Genomic DNA, 19114 nt, shown 5'->3' with positions numbered 1-19114 from the left:
GCACCAGGGGGAACCATGCTGATATCGATCGTCGCGCCCTGTTACAACGAGGAAGAAGTCCTCGAAAGCTTCCACACCGAGGTCCAGAAGGTCGCGGAGGAACTCCTTCCGCTCGGCCACGACATGGAGTTCGTGTACGTCGACGACGGCAGCCGCGACCGCACGCTCCACGTACTGCAGCGCCTCGCCGACCTCGACGCACGCGTGCGATACGTGTCCTTCAGCCGCAACTTCGGCAAGGAGGCCGCCCTGCTGGCCGGTCTGCGGAACGCCTCCGGCGACTGCGTGATCGTCATGGACGCGGATCTCCAGCACCCGCCGGAGCTGATCAAGCGCATGGTCGAGCTGCGCGCGCAGGGCCACGACCAGGTCATCGCCCGCCGCACCAGGACCGGCGACGGCATGGCCCGTACCTTCACCGCCCGCCTCTACTACCGGCTCGTCAACCGCCTGGTCGACGTCGAACTCGTCGACGGCGTCGGCGACTTCCGCCTGATGTCCCGCCGTGTGGTGGACGCGGTCCTCGACCTCACCGAGTACAACCGCTTCTCCAAGGGCCTGTTCGCGTGGGTCGGCTTCCCCAGCACGACCTTCGAGTACGAGAACGCCGTGCGCGAGGCCGGCCGCAGCTCCTGGACCTTCAGGGGGCTGCTCAACTACGGCCTCGACGGCGTCCTCTCCTTCAACAACCGCCCGCTGCGCGCCGCGCTCTACCTCGGCATGGGCCTGCTGACGGTCGCCGGGCTCTACACCGCCTGGATCGTGGGCGCGGCCCTCGTCAACGGCGTGCAGACACCCGGCTATGTCACCATCATCACGGCCGTCACGGGTGTCGCCGGGGTCCAGATGGTCATGCTGGGTGTCATAGGCGAGTACACCGGCCGGATCTACTACGAGGTGAAGGGCCGCCCGCACTTCCTGGTGAAGGCCAGCAACGTGAAGCGAGCGAAGGATCTCATCCAGTGATGACGCGGCAGATGCTCACCTTCGCGGCCATCGGCGTCCTGAACACGGGCACCTATTACGCGCCCTATCTGCTGTTCCTATCGCACATGCCTTACCTGGCCGCGCATATTCTCGCGACCTTCATCAGCATGACCGGTTCCTTTTTCCTCAATGCGCGGTTCACCTACCGGACCCGTCCGACCTTGAAGAAATTCCTGCTGTTCCCGCTCACGAACGCGGCCAATTTCGTGATCACCACGACGGGGGTCTACGTCCTCGTCGACCTCCTCCACTTCAGCAGCCGCGTCTCCCCGCTGCTCGCCTCCCTGGTGGCCATCCCGGTGACCTTCGTCGTCTCCCGCTGGATCATGCTGCCGAAGGCCGACACCGTCGAGACCGCTGGGATTGCATAAACATGCAGCGTTACGTATAGTCGTGCCGTCCAGGAGGAGGATGACATGGCGGTACGTGCGGCGGTGGCCGGAGCGAGCGGATACGCGGGCGGAGAGCTCCTGCGTCTGCTCCTCGCGCACTCCGAGGTCGAGATCGGCGCCCTGACCGGCAACTCCAACGCCGGCCAGAAGCTCGGCGCGCTCCAGCCGCACCTGCTGCCGCTGGCCGACCGGACACTCCAGGAGACCACCCCCGAGGTCCTCGCCGGCCACGAGGTCGTCTTCCTCGCCCTGCCCCACGGCCAGTCCGCCGCCGTCGCCGAGCAGCTCGGTCCGGACGTCCTGGTCGTCGACATGGGCGCCGACTTCCGGCTGAAGGACCCGGCCGACTGGGAGAGGTTCTACGGCTCCGCGCACGCCGGGACCTGGCCCTACGGCCTCCCCGAACTGCCGGGCGCCCGTGCCGCGCTGGAGGGGTCCAAGCGCATCGCGGTGCCCGGTTGCTACCCCACGGCCGCCTCGCTGGCACTGTTCCCGGCCTACGCGGCCGGCCTCGCCGAGAACGAGGCGGTGATCGTCGCCGCCTCCGGCACCTCCGGCGCGGGCAAGGCACCCAAGCCGCACCTGCTCGGCTCCGAGGTCATGGGCTCCATGTCGCCGTACGGCGTCGGCGGCGGTCACCGGCACACGCCCGAGATCATCCAGAACCTCAGTGGGGCGGCGGGGGAGCGGGTGTCCGTCTCCTTCACGCCGACGCTCGCGCCGATGGCCCGCGGCATCCTCGCCACGTGCAGCGCGAAGGCGGTCGCCGGGGTCACCGGCGAGTCCGTCCGCGCCGCCTACGAGAAGGCCTACGCCGACGAGCCCTTCGTCCACCTGCTGCCCGAGGGCCAGTGGCCCGCCACGGCGTCCGTCTACGGTTCCAACGCCGTTCAGGTGCAGGTCGCGTACGACGAGGCCGCCGGCCGCATCATCGCGATCAGCGCCATCGACAACCTGACCAAGGGCACCGCGGGCGGTGCCGTCCAGAGCATGAACCTCGCCCTCGGACTGGACGAGTCCACCGGGCTGACGACGATCGGAGTTGCGCCGTGAGCGTGACGGCAGCAAAGGGATTCACGGCCGCGGGCATCGCCGCCGGGATCAAGGAGAACGGCAACCCGGACCTGGCCCTCGTGGTCAACAACGGTCCGCGCCGCGCCGCCGCCGGTGTCTTCACCTCCAACCGTGTGAAGGCCGCGCCGGTGCTGTGGTCCGAGCAGGTGCTGAAGGGCGGCCAGGTGTCGGCCGTCGTCCTCAACTCCGGTGGCGCCAACGCCTGTACGGGCCCCAAGGGCTTCCAGGACACCCACGCGACCGCCGAGAAGGTCGCCGAGGTGCTCGGCCGCGGCGCGATCGAGGTCGCCGTCTGCTCCACCGGCCTCATCGGCGTCCTGCTCCCGATGGACAAGCTGCTCCCAGGAGTCGAGACGGCGGCCGCCCAACTCTCCGAGCACGGCGGCGAGAAGGCCGCCATCGCCATCAAGACCACCGACTCCGTCCACAAGACGTCCGTCGTCACCAAGGACGGCTGGACCGTCGGCGGCATGGCCAAGGGCGCGGGCATGCTCGCCCCTGGCCTCGCCACCATGCTGGTCGTCCTCACCACGGACGCGGTCGTCGAGAGCGACGTACTGGACAAGGCACTTCGGGCCGCCACCCGCACCACCTTCGACCGCGTCGACTCCGACGGCTGCATGTCCACCAACGACACCGTGCTGCTGCTCGCGTCCGGCGCCTCCGAAGTCACCCCGGAGTACGAGGAGTTCGCGGAGGCGGTACGGCAGGTCTGCGACGACCTCGGCCAGCAGCTGATCCGGGACGCCGAGGGCGCCAGCAAGGACATCAAGGTGGAGGTCGTCAACGCGGCGAGCGAGGACGACGCCGTCGAGGTGGGCCGCTCCATCGCCCGCAACAACCTCCTCAAGTGCGCGATCCACGGCGAGGACCCCAACTGGGGCCGGGTGCTGAGCGCCATCGGCACCACCAAGGCCGCCTTCGAGCCCGACCGGTTGAACGTCGCCATCAACGGCGTCTGGGTCTGCAAGGCCGGCGGAGTCGGCGAGGACCGCGACAAGGTCGACATGCGCTACCGCGAGGTGCACATCGTCGCCGACCTCGCCGCCGGGTCCGAGACCGCCACCATCTGGACCAACGACCTCACCGCCGACTACGTCCACGAGAACAGCGCCTATTCATCATGAGCACCACGCGTAAGCACACCGCGCTCCCCAAGGCCCAGATCCTCATCGAGGCGCTGCCCTGGCTGGTCAAGCACAACGGCAGGACGGTCGTCATCAAGTTCGGCGGCAACGCCATGATCGACGAGGACCTCAAGGCCGCGTTCGCCCAGGACGTCGTCTTCCTGCACCACGCCGGGCTCAAACCCGTCGTCGTGCACGGCGGCGGCCCGCAGATCAGCGCCGCCCTCGACAAGCACGGCATCGTCAGCGAGTTCAAGGCCGGCCTGCGCGTCACCACCGAGGACGCCATGGACGTCGTACGGATGGTGCTGGCCGGGCAGGTGCAGCGCGAGCTGGTCAACCTGCTCAACGAACACGGGCCGCTGGCCGTCGGGTTGACCGGCGAGGACGCGCACACCATCACCGCCACCAAGCACCAGCCCGAGATCGACGGGGAGTTGGTCGACATCGGGCGGGTGGGCGAGATCACCGAGATCGACACGGGCGCGATCGAGGCACTGCTCGCCGACGGCCGGATCCCGGTCGTCTCGTCGATCGCCCGTAGCCAGGACGACGGACATGTCTACAACGTCAATGCTGACACGGCGGCTGCGGCACTCGCTGCTGCTCTTGGAGCGGAGACTCTCATGGTCCTCACGGACGTCGAGGGTCTCTACGAGGACTGGCCGAACAGCGACGAGGTGATCAGCCGCCTCACGGCTTCCCAACTGGAGAAGCTGCTGCCGGAGTTGAGCTCCGGCATGGTGCCGAAGATGGAGGGCTGTCTGCACGCCGTACGAGGCGGCGTCAACACCGCCCGCGTCATCGACGGCCGGGTCCAGCACTCGATCCTGCTGGAGATCTTCACCGACGAGGGCATCGGCACGATGGTCGTGCCCGATGCCGAAGAGGGGGATGCCGAATGACCGCGAACGCAGACCTGACCCAGCGGTGGCAGGGCTCGCTCATGAACAACTACGGCACCCCCCGGCTGCCCCTCGTGCGCGGCGCCGGCGCCAAGTTGTGGGACGCCGACGGCAAGGAGTACACCGACTTCGTCGGCGGCATCGCGGTCAACGCGCTCGGGCACGCCCACCCGGCGATCGTCGAGGCCGTGAGCACGCAGATCGCCTCGCTCGGCCATGTCTCCAACCTGTTCATCGCCGAGCCGCCCGTCGCGCTCGCCGAGAAGCTGCTCCAGCTCTTCGGGCGGGACGGCAAGGTCTTCTTCTGCAACTCCGGGGCCGAGGCCAACGAGGGCGCCTTCAAGATCGGCCGGCTCACCGGGCGCACCCACATGGTCGCGACCCAGGGCGGCTTCCACGGCCGGACGATGGGCGCCCTCGCGCTCACCGGCCAGCCCGGCAAGCAGGAGCCGTTCCTGCCGCTGCCCGGCGACGTCACGCATGTCCCGTACGGCGACGCGCAGGCCCTCGCGGCCGCCGTCACCGAGGAGACCGCGCTCGTGATCATCGAGCCGATCCAGGGCGAGAACGGGGTCGTGGTCCCGCCCGCCGGCTACCTCAAGGCGGCCCGGGCGATCACCGCCGCACACGGTGCGCTGCTGGTCCTGGACGAGGTGCAGACCGGGATCGGCCGGACCGGGAACTGGTTCGAGTACCAGGCCCACGAGGGCGTGCTGCCGGACGTGGTCACGCTCGCGAAGGGGCTCGGCGGTGGGCTGCCGCTGGGCGCGACCGTCGCGTTCGGGCGGGCCGCGGAGCTGCTGCAGCCGGGGCACCACGGCACGACCTTCGGCGGCAACCCGGTCGCCTGCGCCGCGGGACTCGCCGTGCTCGACACGATCGAGAACGAGGGGTTGCTGGAGAACGTCAAGCGGCAGAGCGGCAGGCTGCGGGACGGAATCGAGTCTCTGGGCCACCCGTTGATCGGCCATGTCCGGGGCGCGGGGCTTCTCCTGGGTATCGTGCTCACCGGGCCGCTCGCGCCGAAGGTGCAGCAGGCGGCCCAGGAGGCCGGTTTCCTGGTGAACGCGCCAGCCGCCGACGTCGTACGGCTGATGCCGCCGCTGACGCTCGGGGACGGTGAGGCGGACGCGTTCCTCGGGGCGCTGCCCGGCATCCTGGACGACGCCTACGGGGACGGACGATCCGGAGAATGAGACGACGATGAGTCAGGCGCAGGACGACGCACAGCACGCGGGGCCCGCCGTGCCGCAGACGCGCACCGCGCGGCATCGCCGGATCGTGGACATCCTCAACCGGCAACCGGTCCGCTCGCAGAGCCAGTTGGCGAAGCTGCTGGCCGACGACGGGCTGACGGTCACACAGGCGACGCTCAGCCGGGACCTCGACGAGCTGAACGCGGTGAAGATCCGCAACACCGACGGCGACCTGATCTACGCGGTGCCCAGCGAGGGGGGTTTCCGGACCCCCCGGGCACCGCTGGGGGAGTCGGCGAAGGAGGAGCGGATGCGGCGGCTCTCCCAGGAGCTGCTGATCTCCGCGGAGGCGTCGGCGAACCTGGTGGTGCTACGGACGCCGCCGGGTGCTGCGCAGTTCCTCGCGTCGGCCATCGATCAGGCCGAGTTGCACGACATCCTCGGGACGATCGCGGGCGACGACACGCTGCTGCTGATCAGCCGCGACCCGACCGGAGGCCAGGCGCTGGCGGAGCATCTGCTGAGACTGGCTCAGAACGGGCACTGAACCCATTCACCCGAGGCGGGATGCCAGGCCCCCTGTGCATCTCACCTCGTCGCCCGCCGTGATCAGCAAGGCCTCCACGTCCGGCAACGACTCCAGCCAGCGCAGGCCGTCCCGCGAACCCATCGCGAAGGCCGCCGTCGCCCAGCAGTCCGCCCAGGTGAGTTTCGGGGCCACGACCGTCACCGCGACCAGGTCGGTCACCGCGGAGCGGCCCGTGCGGGGGTCGACGATGTGGGCGCCGCGTTCCGCCGTGCCGGAGGTCGCGACTGCCAACTCGTCGGCGCCCGCCGCCGAGACGACCGCCGCGAGGCCGCCCGGACGGAGCGGGTCGGCCACGCCGACGCGCCAGGGGCGGTGCGCCTCCGGGGCGCCGTACATCTGGACGTCCCCGCCGCCGTTGACGCTCACTCCGGTCGCGCCGGCCGCCCGCAGCCGGCGGGCCGCGCGTTCCGTCGCCCAGCCCTTGACGATTCCGGTCGGGTCGAGGCGGCCCTCGTAGCGCAGGCTGAACCAGCCGTCGCTCGTGCGCTCGGCCTCCGCGCCCAGCTCCAGGACCTCGGCGACCTCGGGGTCGCACTCCTCGACGGTCAGTTCGCCGCGGGCCAGCCGGGAGACCTGGCTGTCCTCGCGGTAGGTGCTGAACACCTCGTTGACCCGGTGCAGTCCGGCGATCGCTTCCCCGAGCGCCGCCTGCACCGCACCGGGCTCCCCGCCGCGGACGTCGAAGGAGAAGACGGTCCCCATGACCTCCTCCGCATGCCGGCGCACCGCGACGGGAGCTTCTGCGGATTCCGCCACCGACTCAGCCACCGGCCTGGTCCAGGGCGGACTGGAGCGACTGTTTGTAGCCGTTGCTGGTGTACGTCGCCCCGGACACGGAGTCGATCTGCGCGCTGCCGGCCGCCACCGCCTCCTGGTTGAGCTTGGGGACGGACAGGGCGGTCTTCTGGTCGCTGGTGCCGCCCTTGGGCGCCTGCACCGCGTCCGCCTTGGTGATCTTGCCGTTCGCGACGGTGATCCGGACCTGCACCGGGCCGTACTGGGTCTGTACGACCTTGCCGGTGACCGTCTTGGCCTGGGCCGCGCCGCCCCCGGAGCCGCTCGACGCGCTCTGTGACGGGGTGCTGCTCGCCTTCATCTTGTCCAGCGCGGACTGGAGTGACTGCTTGTAGCCGTTGCTCGTGTACGTCGCGCCGGACACCGAGTCGATCTGCGCGCTCTGCGCGGTGACCGTCTCCTGGGTCAGCTTGGGGATCGACAGGGCGGTCTTCTGGTCGCTGGTGCCGCCCTTGGGCGCCTGGATCGCCTCGGCCTTGGTGATCTTGCCGCCCGCGACGGTCAGCCGTACCTGGACGTTGCCGTACTCCGTCTGCACCACGGCGCCGTCGACCGTGCCGTTCGCTGCGCCGGCCGCCGAGGATCCGCCCTGCGGCGACTCCTGGGCCGCGGCCGTCTGCTGCGGGGCCGCGCCGGCCGCCTGGGCGTTCGGGTCGGACGCCGGTTTCAGTGACAGCAGCAGCACGACACCCGAGACGGTGGCGGCGGTGGCCAGCACGACACGCCGGATGGGGTGACTCTTCTTCATCGGTACCCAGTCTCCAGAAGTCCCGTCGCTCACATCTCGAACGACTCGTGATGGATGCGGCGGGCGGGCACTCCCGCGCCGCGCAGTGCTTCGTACACGGACTGCGCGAACCCGGCCGGGCCGCACATGAACACGTCGTGCTTCTCGATGTCCGGCAGCTTCTGCCGCAGCCGGTCCGCCGAGATGTCGGGGCGCTCCCCGTCCGGGCTGTTCACGGCGTACATCAGGCGCGCGCCGCGGTCGTCGGCGATGGCGGCGAGCTCGTCCCACAGGGCCAGGTCCTGCGTGGTGTTGGCCCGGTAGAGCAGTGTGATGTCACCGGCCGCGCCCGGCAGCGTCTCGAACAGCGCCCGCATCGGCGTGATGCCCACGCCACCGGCGACCAGCAGCACCTTGCCGCGGCTGCGCCGCTGCGCGGTCATCGCGCCGTACGGCCCCTCGGCCCACACCCGGGTCCCGGGCCTCAGCTCGCGCAGCCGGGCGCTGTGGTCGCCGATCGCCTTCACGGTGATCCGCAGCATGTCCGGACGGGGCGCCGCCGACAGCGAGTACGGGTGGGAGGAGAACCGCATGCCCGGCGCGAGGAACCGCCACCGGAAGAACTGCCCCGCCTCCGCGCCCATCCGGTGCAGCTTCCGCCCGCCGATCAGCACCGACACGATGCCCGGGGTCTCCTCGATGACCGCCTCGACGCGCATGCGGTGCCGCATGTTCAGCCGGATCGGGACGAGGATGCGGTACCAGATCACCAGCGCGGTGACCGAGCCGTACAGCGCGTACCAGAAGGTCTTCGCGGTGGGCTCGACGGCGAAGTCGTTGCCGGTGGTGATCTGGTGCCAGAAGGTGAGGAACACCGCCGCGTACGTCAGCAGATGGACGTGGTACCAGGTGTCGTACGGGATCCGGCGGCGGACCGGGCCGATCGACGTCAGGCCGATCACCACGAACAGGCCGGTGCCGATGGCCGCCTTGCCCATGTCCGGCAGCTGGTTGATGGAGTCGATCGTCTGCTGGACGATGTCGCCGAGCGTCTTGCCCGCCTGCAGGGCGTAGCCCCACATGGTCAGGAAGACGTGCGCGACGATCAGGCAGAGCGTGTAGCGGCCGCTCATCGCGTGCCAGCGCGCCACCCGGTCGGAGCCGACGCGCCGTTCCAGGGCGGGCACGCGGGCCATCTGCAGCACGACCAGTGCCATCAGATAGCCGGCCAGCAGGCCGGTGATCCGGCCCGCGTTGAGGATCTTGCCGTTCTGGTCGGCGATGGAGGGCGTGTTGTGCCACCAGAGCCACATCACGCCCGCCGCGCCTGCGAACACGGCGAGCAGCAGGACGGTCGCCGGGGAACGGCGCGGGCGGATGCGGCGCATCGTCTGGCGGCGGGCGGCGCGGCCGCCTGCGAGCGTGGTGGTCACGATTCCTCCGGGGCGGGGGCAAGGGGGGATGGCGTGGTCCCTTGGCCCTGGAATACGTGCCGTGACGCCGGTGCGTTCAGCCCTTTGCCGAGTCCAGTGCGGACTGAAGTGACTGGCGGTAACCCTCACTTGTGTACGTGGCGCCCGAGACGGTGTCGATGTCCGCGCTCTGCGCCTGCAGCGCCTCGGTGCGCAGCTTCGGTATCGCGTAGCTGTTGATCTCCTGGTCCCGCGGGTTCTCCGTCGGGTAGACGACCGCGGTGACGTCGGTCAACTTGCCGCTCTTGACCGTGATTTTGACCTGGACCGGACCCCAGCGGGTGTCCACCGAGTCGCCGGTCACCGTCTTGCTGACGCCGGTCGAGCCGCTGGAACCACTGGACCCACTGGACCCGGCCGACGCGCTCGAACTGCTGGACGGCGCGGGCACGGCCAGGCCCACGTCCGGAGTGGAGTGCGGCTTCAGCGACAGCAGCATCACCATTCCGGAGACGGTGGCGGCACTGGCCAGCACGATCCGGCGCAGGGGTCGGTTCTTCTTCAACGCGTGCACGGGGCTGCCTCACAGCTCTCAGAGTTCGAAGGACTCGTGGTGGATACGGCGGTCCGGCACACCGGCGGTGCGCAGCGCCTCGTACAACTCGCGGGCGAAGCCGTGCGGGCCGCATATGTATACGTCGTGGCCCGCCAGGTCGGGGAAGGTCGCGCGCAACGACTGGGCGGACAGGCTCGGGCGCCGTCCGTCCGGCCCGTTCAGGGCGTACAGCACCTTCGCGCCCCGCCAGCGGGCGATGGCCTCCAGCTCCCCGCCCAGCGCGAGGTCCTCGGCCGTCCGCGCCCGGTACAGCAGGGTGACCTCGCCGGGCAGCGTCTCGAACAGGGCCCGCAGCGGGGTGATGCCGACGCCGGCGCCGATCAGCAGGGACTTCGCCGAGGTCTGCCGGTCCTCGGTCATCGAGCCGTACGGCCCCTCCGCCCACACCCGGGTGCCGGGCCGCAGCAGGGAGACGGCCGCGCTGTGGTCGCCGAGCGCCTTGACGGTGATCCGCATCAGGTCCGGGCGCGGCGGCGCCGACAGCGAGTACGGCGTCGAGGTCCAGCCCATGCCCTCGCCGAAGAACCGCCAGCGGAAGAACTGCCCGGCGCGCGCCCCGAGTTCGTCCAGCCGCCGCCCCTTCACGACGACCGAGTACACGCCTGGCGCCTCCCGGTGCACCGACTCCACCCGCATCCGGTGCCGCAGGTTGAGCCGCAGCGGCACCAGCACCCGGAACCAGACCACCAGGGCGGCGACGCCCAGGTAGAGCGTGTACCAGGCGGCCGTCGCACCGGCGTGCCCGTTGAACTCGTTGCCGAGCGTGAGCTGGTGGAAGAAGGCCAGGAACACGGCCGCGTAGGTGAGCAGATGGACGTAGTACCAGAACTCGTAGCTGGTACGGCGGCGCACCGCGCGGGCCGAGGTGATGCCGACCGCGAAGAGGATCAGCGTGCCGAAGGTGGCCTTCAGCATGTCCGGGTAGTCCAGGACGACGGTGACCGTCTCGTGCCAGAGGGAGGCGCGGTCCTGGGCGGCGTACCCGAGGAGGATCAGCGTGATGTGCGCGAGCAGCAGGCAGACGGTGTAGCGGCCGGCCATCGCGTGCCAGCGGGCCACCCGGTCGGAGCCGATCCGCCGCTCCAGCAGCGGCACCCGCGCCATCATGCCGACGAGGACCGCGCAGGCGTACCCGCACAGCAGCCCGGCGATCCGCCCGGCCCCGGTCAGCCAGCCGGCCGACCCGACCACGGAGCCGGTGTCCGCCCACCACAGGGCGACCACGGCCGCCGCCCCGGCCCACAGCAGGGCGAGCACGGCGCCCGCGGGGGAGCGTCGCGCGGCCGGCGCCACGGCCGGTGCCGTCCGCCGCTCGTACACGGTGGTCATGTGTGCGTCCTTTCGCCTGTTCCGGACGCAACTGTGCAGCGCGAACTTCTCAGGACCCTCTGAACCGGCGCCCGCAGAGCCCACTCAGAGGAAACTCAGAGCATCCGGCGGCGCCCTCGGCCCGTCCGAGGGGTGATCCTGGTAGGGCGATGAACACCACCCGCTCCGGCCGACCCGCCCTCACCCGCCCCGACGGCACCCCGCTGCGCGTCCTCGTCGTCGACGACGACCCGGACCTCGCCGAGGTGCTCTCCGGCGCCCTGCGCTACGAGGGCTGGCAGGTCCGCTCGGCCGGCGACGGCGCGAGCGCGCTCACCGAGGCCCGTGAGCTGATGCCGGACGCGGTCGTGCTCGACGTGATGCTCCCCGACACCGACGGCTTCGCCGTGCTGCGCTCCCTGCATGCCGTGAAACCGGACGTCTGCGTCCTCTTCCTCACCGCGCGGGACGCCGTCGAGGACCGCGTCGCGGGCATCACCGCGGGCGGCGACGACTACGTCACCAAGCCCTTCAGCCTGGAGGAGGTCGTCGCCCGGGTGCGCGGCCTGCTGCGCCGCGCCGGCATGGCCCGCCAGCTCGACGAGGGCCCACGCCTGACCGTCGGCGACCTGGTCATGGACGAGGACTCCCACGAGGTCACCCGCGCGGGCGCGCTGATCGAACTGTCCCCGACCGAGTTCGAGCTGCTGCGCTTCCTGATGCGCAACCCGCGCCGCGTCCTCAGCAAGGCGCAGATCCTCGACCGTGTGTGGTCGTACGACTTCGGGGGCCGCGCCCATGTGGTCGAGCTGTACATCTCCTACCTGCGCAAGAAGGTGGACGCGGGCCGCGAGCCGATGATCCACACGGTGCGGGGCGCCGGATACGTGCTCAAGCCGGTGACCCCATGAGGCTCCAGTGGCGCCGGCTTCCGCGCCCGCGCACGCTGCGGGCCCGGCTCACCGTCGGCCTGGTGGTGCTCCTCGCGGTGAGCTGCGCGGCGGTCGGGGTGGCCGCGGTCATCGAGCTGCAGGGCTTCCTCACCAGCCGGCTCGATGAGCAGCTGACCCAGGCCGGGAACCGGTTCGCCGTCAGCCTGGAGCACAACGGGCAGCTCCCGGACGACCACGACGGCGACGAGCACGGCGACACCCGCCGCCAGTCCACCGGAACCTTCGGCGCCAGGCTGGTCGACGGCACGGTCACCACCGCGGCGGTCGTCCGCTCGAACGGCACCCACAGCGTCCCCCTGAACGACCGCGACCGGAAACGGCTCGCCGAGATCCCGGCCGACGGCAAGGGACACACCGTCGAGCTCTCCGCCCTGGACCACTACCGGGTCCTCGCCTCCCAGGGCATCGACGGCGACGTCCTGATCACCGGCCTGCCCCTGGAGCCGGTGGAGGCCACCGTCCACCGCCTCGAACTGGTCGCCGGGATCGTCTTCGGCGCCGCCCTCACCCTCGCGGGCGTCGCGGGCGCCCTGTGGGTGCGCTGGTCGCTGCGCCCGCTGAGCCGGGTCGCGGCGACCGCCACCCGGGTCAGTGAACTCCCGCTGGCCAGCGGAGAGGTGGCGCTGCCGCCGCGGGCCCCGGAGTCCGACCCGCGCAGCGAGGTGGGCCGGGTCGCCGGCGCCTTCAACCGGATGCTGGGCCATGTCGAGGACGCGCTGACGAAACGGCACGCCAGCGAGGAGCGGCTGCGCAGCTTCGCGGCCGACGCCAGCCACGAGCTGCGGACCCCGGTCGCCTCGGTCCGCGGCCACGCGGAACTGGCGCTGCTGCACCCCGGCCCGGTCCCGCCGGAGATCACCCGAGCGCTGGAGCGCATCGCCGCCGAGTCGTCCCGGATGGGCGCGATGGTGGACGACCTGCTGCTCCTGGCCCGCCTGGACGCGGGCCGCCCCCTGGCGTCCGAGCCGGTGGACCTCACCCGGCTGGTGCTGGACTCGGTGACCGACGCGCGGGCCGCGGGCCCCGATCACCGCTGGGAACTGGACCTCCCGGAGGACCCGGTCACGGTCACCGGCGACGAACACCGCCTGCAACAGGTGTTGGCCAACCTGTTGGCCAACGCGCGTTTGCACACGCCCGTCGGCACGAAGGTCACGGTGACCCTGGAGACGGACGGCACCACGGCGCTGCTCCAGGTCCACGACGACGGCCCCGGCGTCCCCGAGGACATCCGCCCGGGCGTCTTCGAACGCTTCACCCGGGCCGACCGCCGCACCAAGGAGGCCACGGGAGGCGCGGGCCTGGGCCTGTCGATCGTGGCCGCGGTCGCGGAGGCACACGACGGAAGCGTGACCCTGGAGAGCAGGCCCGGCTCGACCACGTTCTCCGTACGGCTCAGTACTGGGTGATGACCGTACTTCCGCCGGTCGTCCCGATCGCGATGTGCGGCTTCTTCCCCGGAGTCGCCCACTTGAGGATCGCCTTCATGGCGTCGCCGGCCACGGACACACAACCGGCCGTCGCCCCACGCCCGTTGACGTGGAGGAAGATGCCGGCTCCCCGCTTGCGCACCGGCGTGCGGTAGTTGAAGCCGATGACGAGCGCGTACGCGTACTGCGTCGGGTACGCGCCGAGCCGCTCCGACTCGGAGGCCCGGCAGTCGGCCGCGAGGGGCTCGGTCCAACGGTTGTACGAGCGGGAGTCGTTGTCCTCGCACCACCATGAACTGCTGTGCACCGCGCGGTACTTGTAGGTGGTGCCGCTCGGGGCCGCCTTGATGCCGAACGCGAAGGGAAGGTCGTACAGGCCGGTGGGCGTGGTGTTCGTGCCCTGTTTGCGCTCGGTGCCCTCGACGAGTCCCTTCGCCCCGAACCGGGCGGCGGCCGAACCGGCCTTCACCCACTGCCCGTTGCGCAGGTCCCACCACGTCACCGTGCCCGTCGTCGAGCTCGCCTTCGCGGCCACGGCGGTGATCAGCTGCGTGCCGCCCCCGGTGTCGGCCATCCGTGCGGGCAGCGGCGGGACGGCGACGCTCGGCGCCGCCGCGCCGAGCACGAGAAGGGACGCGGACATCAGGGCACCGGCGGCGAGAGCGCTTCGCATGGCTCAGACCGTAGACGGCGAAGGCGGCCACGGCACCGCGAATGGGCCATCCAGGCTCGTCGGGCCCCGGTTGCGGGGAGGCCGCCGGACCCCCGCCGTGGCCGCCCCGGCCGGCGCACAAACGGGGCGGCCACAGCGCCTGTCACGTCACTTGGTGAGCGTGCAGGCAGCCAGCGAGTCCAGGCCGGTCGGCTTGTCCGCCGTACGGCCGATCGCGATGGCGATGCGGTCGATCGTCGACTTCCGCTTGTCGGCGAGCGGGCCGAGGATGGCGTTCTGGACGAAGTTGTCGCCGCCCTGACCGACCGTGTCGACCAGTCGCTTGTTGGCCTCGTCGATCTGGGTCTGCAGCAGCGTGAGGTTGCGGGTGACCTCGGCCTGGGCGGAGGCGGGGATCGCGGGGAGCTGGGAGGCGACGTCCGGGCAGGTGATCGTGCCCGCCGCGGAGGCGTCGGCGCCGGCCCCCGTGTCGTCCGCCGCCGAAGCGGTCTCGCTCGGAGTGGCCGTGGCCTCCGCGCCCGTGCCCGTGTCCGCACCCGTGTCGGTACCGGTCTCGGCACCCGAGCCGGCCGCGCCGTCGGCGTTGAGCGTGCAGGGCGCGAGCGCGTCCAGGCCCTGCGGCTTGTCCGCCGTACGCCCGATGGCCGTGGCGATGCGGTTGATGGTGGCGATCCGCTTGTCCTCCAGGGGGCCGAGGATGGCGTTCTGGACGAAGTTGTCGCCGCCCTGGCCCACGGTGTCGACCAGTCGCTTGTTGGCCTCGTCGATCTGCGTCTGCAGCAGTGTGAGGTTGCGGGTGACCTCGGCCTGGGCGGAGGCGGGGATCGCCGGGAGCTGGGATGCGACGTCCGGGCAGGTGATGGTGCCCGGGGACGCGGCCAGGGTGCGGGCGTTGTCCCCGCTGCTCTTGGACGGTGTCCCGGCGAGGGCGGTACCGGCGATGACCGCTCCGGACAGCGCCACCGCGGCAGCGCCGCCGATGATCGCGACGCGACGCTTGTTGTACTTCGGGAGAGCCCTGGACATGCGGATGCCTCACTCGGGTGTGGGGTGACGGTTGGGTCACTGGTGTGTGGCTGGGGTGTACAAACGCGGCGCCTGCGTTCGGCGAGAGGTACGGGAAAGCGGTTGCGCGTGTTCAAGCCCCCGTCAGATTGACGAATCATGCATAACTCTGCATACTCATGCATGAGAGTGGAACGCGATGGAAGGAGCACCCCCGTGACCGAGCGCGTCGTACTCGCCTACTCCGGCGGTCTGGACACCTCCGTCGCCATCGGCTGGATCGCCGAGGAGACCGGCGCCGAGGTCATCGCGGTCGCGGTGGACGTCGGCCAGGGCGGCGAGGACCTGGACGTCATCCGCAAGCGCGCCCTCGCCTGCGGCGCCGTGGAGGCCGAAGTCGCCGACGCCAAGGACGAGTTCGCCGAGGAGTACTGCCTCCCGGCGATCAAGGCCAACGCCCTCTACATGGACCGCTATCCGCTGGTCTCCGCGCTCTCCCGGCCGACGATCGTCAAGCACCTCGTCGCCGCCGCGAAGAAGCACGGAGCCACGACCGTCGCCCACGGCTGCACCGGCAAGGGCAACGACCAGGTCCGCTTCGAGGCCGGCATCGCCGCCCTCGCCCCCGGCCTCAGGTGCATCGCCCCGGTCCGCGACTACGCGATGACCCGCGACAGGGCGATCGCGTTCTGCGAGCAGAAGCAGCTCCCGATCGCCACCACCAGGAAGTCCCCGTACTCCATCGACCAGAACGTCTTCGGACGCGCCGTCGAGACGGGCTTCCTGGAGGACATCTGGAACGCGCCGATCGAGGACGTCTACGAGTACACGCAGAACCCGGCCGTGGCCCGCGAGCCCGACGAGGTGATCGTCACCTTCGAGAAGGGCGCCCCGGTCGCCATCGACGGCAGGCCCGTCACCGTCCTCCAGGCGATCCAGCAGCTGAACGAGCGCGCCGGCGCCCAGGGCGTCGGCCGGATCGACATGGTCGAGGACCGCCTGGTGGGCATCAAGTCCCGCGAGGTGTACGAGGCCCCGGGCGCGATCGCCCTGATCACCGCCCACCAGGAGCTGGAGAACGTCACCGTCGAGCGCGAACTCGCCCGCTACAAGCGGCAGGTGGAGCAGCGCTGGGGCGAACTCGTCTACGACGGCCAGTGGTTCTCCCCGCTCAAGCGGGCGCTCGACGGCTTCGTCGACGAGGCCAACGAGCACGTGAACGGCGACATCCGCATGACCCTGCACGGCGGCCGGGCGGTCGTGACGGGCCGGCGTTCCGCGTCGTCCCTGTACGACTTCGACCTCGCGACGTACGACACTGGTGACACCTTCGACCAGTCCGCGGCCAAGGGCTTCATCGACATCTACAGTCTGTCGGCGAAGATCGCGTCCAAGCGCGACCTGGCCTGAAGTTCCGGCCCGACACCGACCCACCCTCCCTAGGAGCAACGCAAGTGAGCAGCAACAGCGGTGACGTACGGCTCTGGGGCGGCCGTTTCGCCGACGGTCCCGCCGAGGCCCTGGCGAAGCTGTCCGCGTCCGTCCACTTCGACTGGCGACTGGCGCCCTACGACATCGCCGGTTCGCGCGCCCACGCGCGCGTGCTGCACAAGGCGGGCCTGCTCACCGAGGACGAGCTCCAGCGGATGATCGCCGGGCTCGACCAGCTGGAGGCCGACGTCGCCGACGGCTCGTTCGTGGGCACGATCGCCGACGAGGACGTGCACACCGCCCTGGAGCGCGGCCTGCTGGAGCGCCTCGGCCCCGACCTCGGCGGCAAGCTCCGCGCCGGCCGCTCCCGCAACGACCAGGTGGCGACCCTCTTCCGCATGTACCTGCGGGACCACGCCCGCACGGTCGGCGGCCTGATCGCCGACCTCCAGGACGCCCTGATCGGCCTGGCGGAGGCCCACCCGGACGTGGCGATGCCCGGCCGCACCCACCTCCAGCACGCCCAGCCGGTCCTGTTCGCCCACCACGTCCTGGCCCACGTCCAGTCCCTGTCCCGGGACGCGGAGCGGCTGCGCCAGTGGGACGAGCGCACGGCGGTCTCCCCGTACGGCGCCGGCGCCCTCGCCGGTTCCTCCCTCGGCCTGGACCCGGAGGCGGTGGCGGCCGACCTCGGCTTCGAGCACGGCAGCTCCGCGAACTCCATCGACGGCACGGCCTCCCGCGACTTCGTCGCCGAGTTCGCCTTCATCACCGCGATGATCGGCGTGAACCTCTCCCGGATCGCCGAGGAGGTCATCATCTGGAACACGAAGGAGTTCTCCTTCGTGACCCTGCATGACGCCTTCTCCACGGGCTCGTCGATCATGCCGCAGAAGAAGAACCCCGACATCGCGGAACTGGCGCGCGGCAAGTCCGGTCGCCTGATCGGCAACCTGACCGGCCTGATGGCCACGCTCAAGGCCCTCCCGCTCGCGTACAACCGCGACCTCCAGGAGGACAAGGAGCCGGTCTTCGACTCCATCGACCAGCTGGAGGTCCTGCTCCCGGCCTTCACCGGCATGATGGCCACGCTCACGGTGCACCGCGAGCGCATGGAGGAACTGGCTCCGGCCGGCTTCTCCCTCGCCACCGACATCGCCGAGTGGCTGGTCAAGCAGGGCGTCCCGTTCCGCGTGGCCCACGAGGTCGCCGGCGAGTGCGTGAAGGCGGCCGAGGCCGAGGGCAAGGAGCTCGACGAGCTGACCGACGACCAGTTCGCGAAGATCTCCGCCCACCTCACCCCCGAGGTCCGCACGGTGCTGAACGTGCCGGGCGCCCTCGCCTCCCGCAACGGCCGCGGCGGTACGGCCCCCAGCGCGGTCGCGATCCAGCTCGCCGAGGTGAAGACGGACGTGGCGGCCCAGCACGAGTGGGCGAACGCCAAGAAGTAAACCGGCACGCATGCCGGAAGGGCATCGCGGTTACGTTGGTCATGAGCCGTACCGACCGAACGGAGCCCGCGATGCCCTTCGCCCGTCTCGCCTCAGCGACGACCCCCACCTGCCACATCGGCCTGGGCCTCGCCGCGGTCGGGCGACCCGGCTACATCAACCTCGGCCGCGACGAGGACCTCCCCGAGGGCCGCAGTGTCGACGCGCTGCGCGCCCGTACCCACGAACTCCTCGACGCCGCCTACTTCCAGGGCGTCCGCTACTTCGACGTGGCCCGCTCCTACGGCCGCTCCGAGGAGTTCCTCGCCGACTGGCTCAGCGCCCGCCCCGACATCGACGACATCGTGGTGGGCAGCAAGTGGGGCTACACCTACACCGCCGGCTGGACGACGGACGCGGAGAAGCACGAGGTCAAGGACCACAGCCTCGGCACGTACGAGCGTCAGCGCGCCGAGACCGCCGCCCTGCTCGGCGATCGCCTCGACCTCTACCAGATCCACTCGGTGACCCCGGACAGCCCCGCCCTCACCGACAAGGAACTCCACGCCAAGCTCGCGGAGGCCGCCGCGCAGGGCACCACCATCGGCTTCTCCACCAGCGGCCCCGCCCAGGCGGACGCCACCCGCGCCGCCCTCGCCGTGACGGTCGACGGCGAGCCCCTCTTCCGTACCGTCCAGTCGACGTACAACGTCCTGGAGACCTCGGCCGCCCCCGCCCTCGCCGAGGCACAGGACGCCGGCCTCACGGTGATCGTCAAGGAGGGCATGGCCAACGGCCGCCTCGCCGACCCGTACGCGCCGGAAGCCCTGAAGGCCGTGGCCGCGGAAACGTCCCTGGGCTGCGACGCCGTGGCCCTGGCCCTGATTCTGCGCCAGCCATGGGCCGGGGTGGTCCTCTCGGGCGCGGCGACGGTCACCCAGCTGGCCTCCAACCTGCACGCGGCGGTGGTCGACCTCGACGAGGACCAGCTGACCCGCCTCGCCGAACTGGTCGAGGAACCGCAGGAGTACTGGGCCAGGCGCAGCAGCCTGCCCTGGCACTGA

Annotated in this window: 19 protein-coding genes; 12 read left to right on the top strand and 7 right to left on the bottom strand. The window is 70.9% G+C overall.

What is annotated here, in order from left to right; translation table 11 throughout:
• The first annotated feature begins 15 nt into the window (after nucleotides 1-15).
• From ABZ848_RS31450 to ABZ848_RS31420, 7 genes are read left to right on the top strand one after another with little or no spacing between them, the layout of a single operon-like run.
• The gene (locus tag ABZ848_RS31450) at nucleotides 16-966 is read left to right on the top strand and encodes a glycosyltransferase family 2 protein (protein WP_360837367.1); all 951 of its coding nucleotides are present in this window, start codon (nucleotides 16-18) and stop codon (nucleotides 964-966) included.
• Nucleotides 966-1358, top strand: a complete 393-nt coding sequence (locus ABZ848_RS31445) for a GtrA family protein (RefSeq protein WP_360837365.1) — start codon at nucleotides 966-968, stop codon at nucleotides 1356-1358. Before ABZ848_RS31450 ends, ABZ848_RS31445 begins: the two co-directional genes overlap by 1 nt.
• A 45-nt stretch (nucleotides 1359-1403) precedes the next feature.
• A complete protein-coding gene (argC, locus tag ABZ848_RS31440) occupies nucleotides 1404-2432 on the top strand; it encodes an N-acetyl-gamma-glutamyl-phosphate reductase (protein WP_360837363.1) in 1029 nt (342 codons plus the stop codon).
• Nucleotides 2429-3580: a bifunctional glutamate N-acetyltransferase/amino-acid acetyltransferase ArgJ gene (argJ, locus tag ABZ848_RS31435; protein WP_360837362.1), complete on the top strand. Its 1152-nt coding sequence runs from the start codon at nucleotides 2429-2431 to the stop codon at nucleotides 3578-3580. The genes argC and argJ overlap by 4 nt, the downstream gene beginning before the upstream one ends.
• On the top strand, nucleotides 3577-4485 hold the full coding sequence (gene argB, locus ABZ848_RS31430; protein ID WP_360837360.1) for an acetylglutamate kinase: 909 nt from the start codon (nucleotides 3577-3579) through the stop codon (nucleotides 4483-4485). The genes argJ and argB overlap by 4 nt, the downstream gene beginning before the upstream one ends.
• A complete protein-coding gene (locus tag ABZ848_RS31425; protein WP_360837358.1) occupies nucleotides 4482-5681 on the top strand; it encodes an acetylornithine transaminase in 1200 nt (399 codons plus the stop codon). Before argB ends, ABZ848_RS31425 begins: the two co-directional genes overlap by 4 nt.
• A gap of 7 nt (nucleotides 5682-5688) precedes the next feature.
• A complete protein-coding gene (locus ABZ848_RS31420; RefSeq protein WP_360837357.1) occupies nucleotides 5689-6228 on the top strand; it encodes an arginine repressor in 540 nt (179 codons plus the stop codon).
• A gap of 6 nt (nucleotides 6229-6234) precedes the next feature.
• Here ABZ848_RS31420 and ABZ848_RS31415 read toward each other — a convergent pair whose 3' ends face one another.
• From ABZ848_RS31415 to ABZ848_RS31395, 5 genes are all read right to left on the bottom strand, one after another.
• Complete coding sequence (locus ABZ848_RS31415; protein WP_360837356.1) at nucleotides 6235-6972, bottom strand: FAD:protein FMN transferase; 738 nt, start codon at nucleotides 6970-6972, stop codon at nucleotides 6235-6237.
• A 58-nt stretch (nucleotides 6973-7030) separates the two neighbouring features.
• Nucleotides 7031-7813, bottom strand: coding sequence for an FMN-binding protein (locus ABZ848_RS31410; RefSeq protein ID WP_360837354.1), 783 nt, complete (start codon nucleotides 7811-7813; stop codon nucleotides 7031-7033).
• 29 nt (nucleotides 7814-7842) lie between these two features.
• Nucleotides 7843-9225, bottom strand: a complete 1383-nt coding sequence (locus tag ABZ848_RS31405) for a ferredoxin reductase family protein (RefSeq protein WP_360837352.1) — start codon at nucleotides 9223-9225, stop codon at nucleotides 7843-7845.
• A gap of 76 nt (nucleotides 9226-9301) precedes the next feature.
• Entirely contained in the window at nucleotides 9302-9778 is a 477-nt protein-coding gene (locus tag ABZ848_RS31400; RefSeq protein ID WP_360837350.1) for an FMN-binding protein, read from the bottom strand.
• 18 nt (nucleotides 9779-9796) lie between these two features.
• The gene (locus ABZ848_RS31395; protein WP_360837348.1) at nucleotides 9797-11149 is read right to left on the bottom strand and encodes a ferredoxin reductase family protein; all 1353 of its coding nucleotides are present in this window, start codon (nucleotides 11147-11149) and stop codon (nucleotides 9797-9799) included.
• 149 nt (nucleotides 11150-11298) lie between these two features.
• Between ABZ848_RS31395 and ABZ848_RS31390 the strand changes: the two genes are divergently transcribed.
• On the top strand, nucleotides 11299-12039 hold the full coding sequence (locus ABZ848_RS31390) for a response regulator transcription factor (protein ID WP_360837346.1): 741 nt from the start codon (nucleotides 11299-11301) through the stop codon (nucleotides 12037-12039).
• Nucleotides 12036-13490, top strand: coding sequence for a HAMP domain-containing sensor histidine kinase (locus tag ABZ848_RS31385; protein WP_360837345.1), 1455 nt, complete (start codon nucleotides 12036-12038; stop codon nucleotides 13488-13490). Before ABZ848_RS31390 ends, ABZ848_RS31385 begins: the two co-directional genes overlap by 4 nt.
• On the opposite strand, the gene ABZ848_RS31380 is transcribed toward ABZ848_RS31385, so the two are convergent.
• Together ABZ848_RS31380 and ABZ848_RS31375 are read right to left on the bottom strand one after the other, a co-directional pair.
• A complete protein-coding gene (locus ABZ848_RS31380; protein WP_360837343.1) occupies nucleotides 13477-14184 on the bottom strand; it encodes a L,D-transpeptidase family protein in 708 nt (235 codons plus the stop codon). The two genes, ABZ848_RS31385 and ABZ848_RS31380, sit on opposite strands and share 14 nt — an antisense overlap.
• A 147-nt stretch (nucleotides 14185-14331) precedes the next feature.
• A complete protein-coding gene (locus ABZ848_RS31375) occupies nucleotides 14332-15210 on the bottom strand; it encodes a hypothetical protein (RefSeq protein ID WP_360837341.1) in 879 nt (292 codons plus the stop codon).
• Between the two features lie 195 nt (nucleotides 15211-15405).
• On the opposite strand from ABZ848_RS31375, the gene ABZ848_RS31370 reads away from it, so the two are divergent.
• The 3 genes from ABZ848_RS31370 (at nucleotide 15406) to ABZ848_RS31360 (ending at nucleotide 19114) form a co-directional block, all read left to right on the top strand.
• A complete protein-coding gene (locus ABZ848_RS31370; protein ID WP_360837339.1) occupies nucleotides 15406-16599 on the top strand; it encodes an argininosuccinate synthase in 1194 nt (397 codons plus the stop codon).
• Nucleotides 16600-16643: 44 nt separating this feature from the next.
• The gene (argH, locus tag ABZ848_RS31365) at nucleotides 16644-18071 is read left to right on the top strand and encodes an argininosuccinate lyase (protein ID WP_360837337.1); all 1428 of its coding nucleotides are present in this window, start codon (nucleotides 16644-16646) and stop codon (nucleotides 18069-18071) included.
• A 71-nt stretch (nucleotides 18072-18142) separates the two neighbouring features.
• The gene (locus tag ABZ848_RS31360; protein WP_360837335.1) at nucleotides 18143-19114 is read left to right on the top strand and encodes an aldo/keto reductase; all 972 of its coding nucleotides are present in this window, start codon (nucleotides 18143-18145) and stop codon (nucleotides 19112-19114) included.

The organism is Streptomyces sp. NPDC047081 (assembly GCF_040643775.1).
GTDB lineage: Bacteria > Actinomycetota > Actinomycetes > Streptomycetales > Streptomycetaceae > Streptomyces.
The sequence above is the reverse complement of the archived record's forward strand: the minus strand, read 5'-3'. Positions and strand labels throughout refer to the sequence as shown.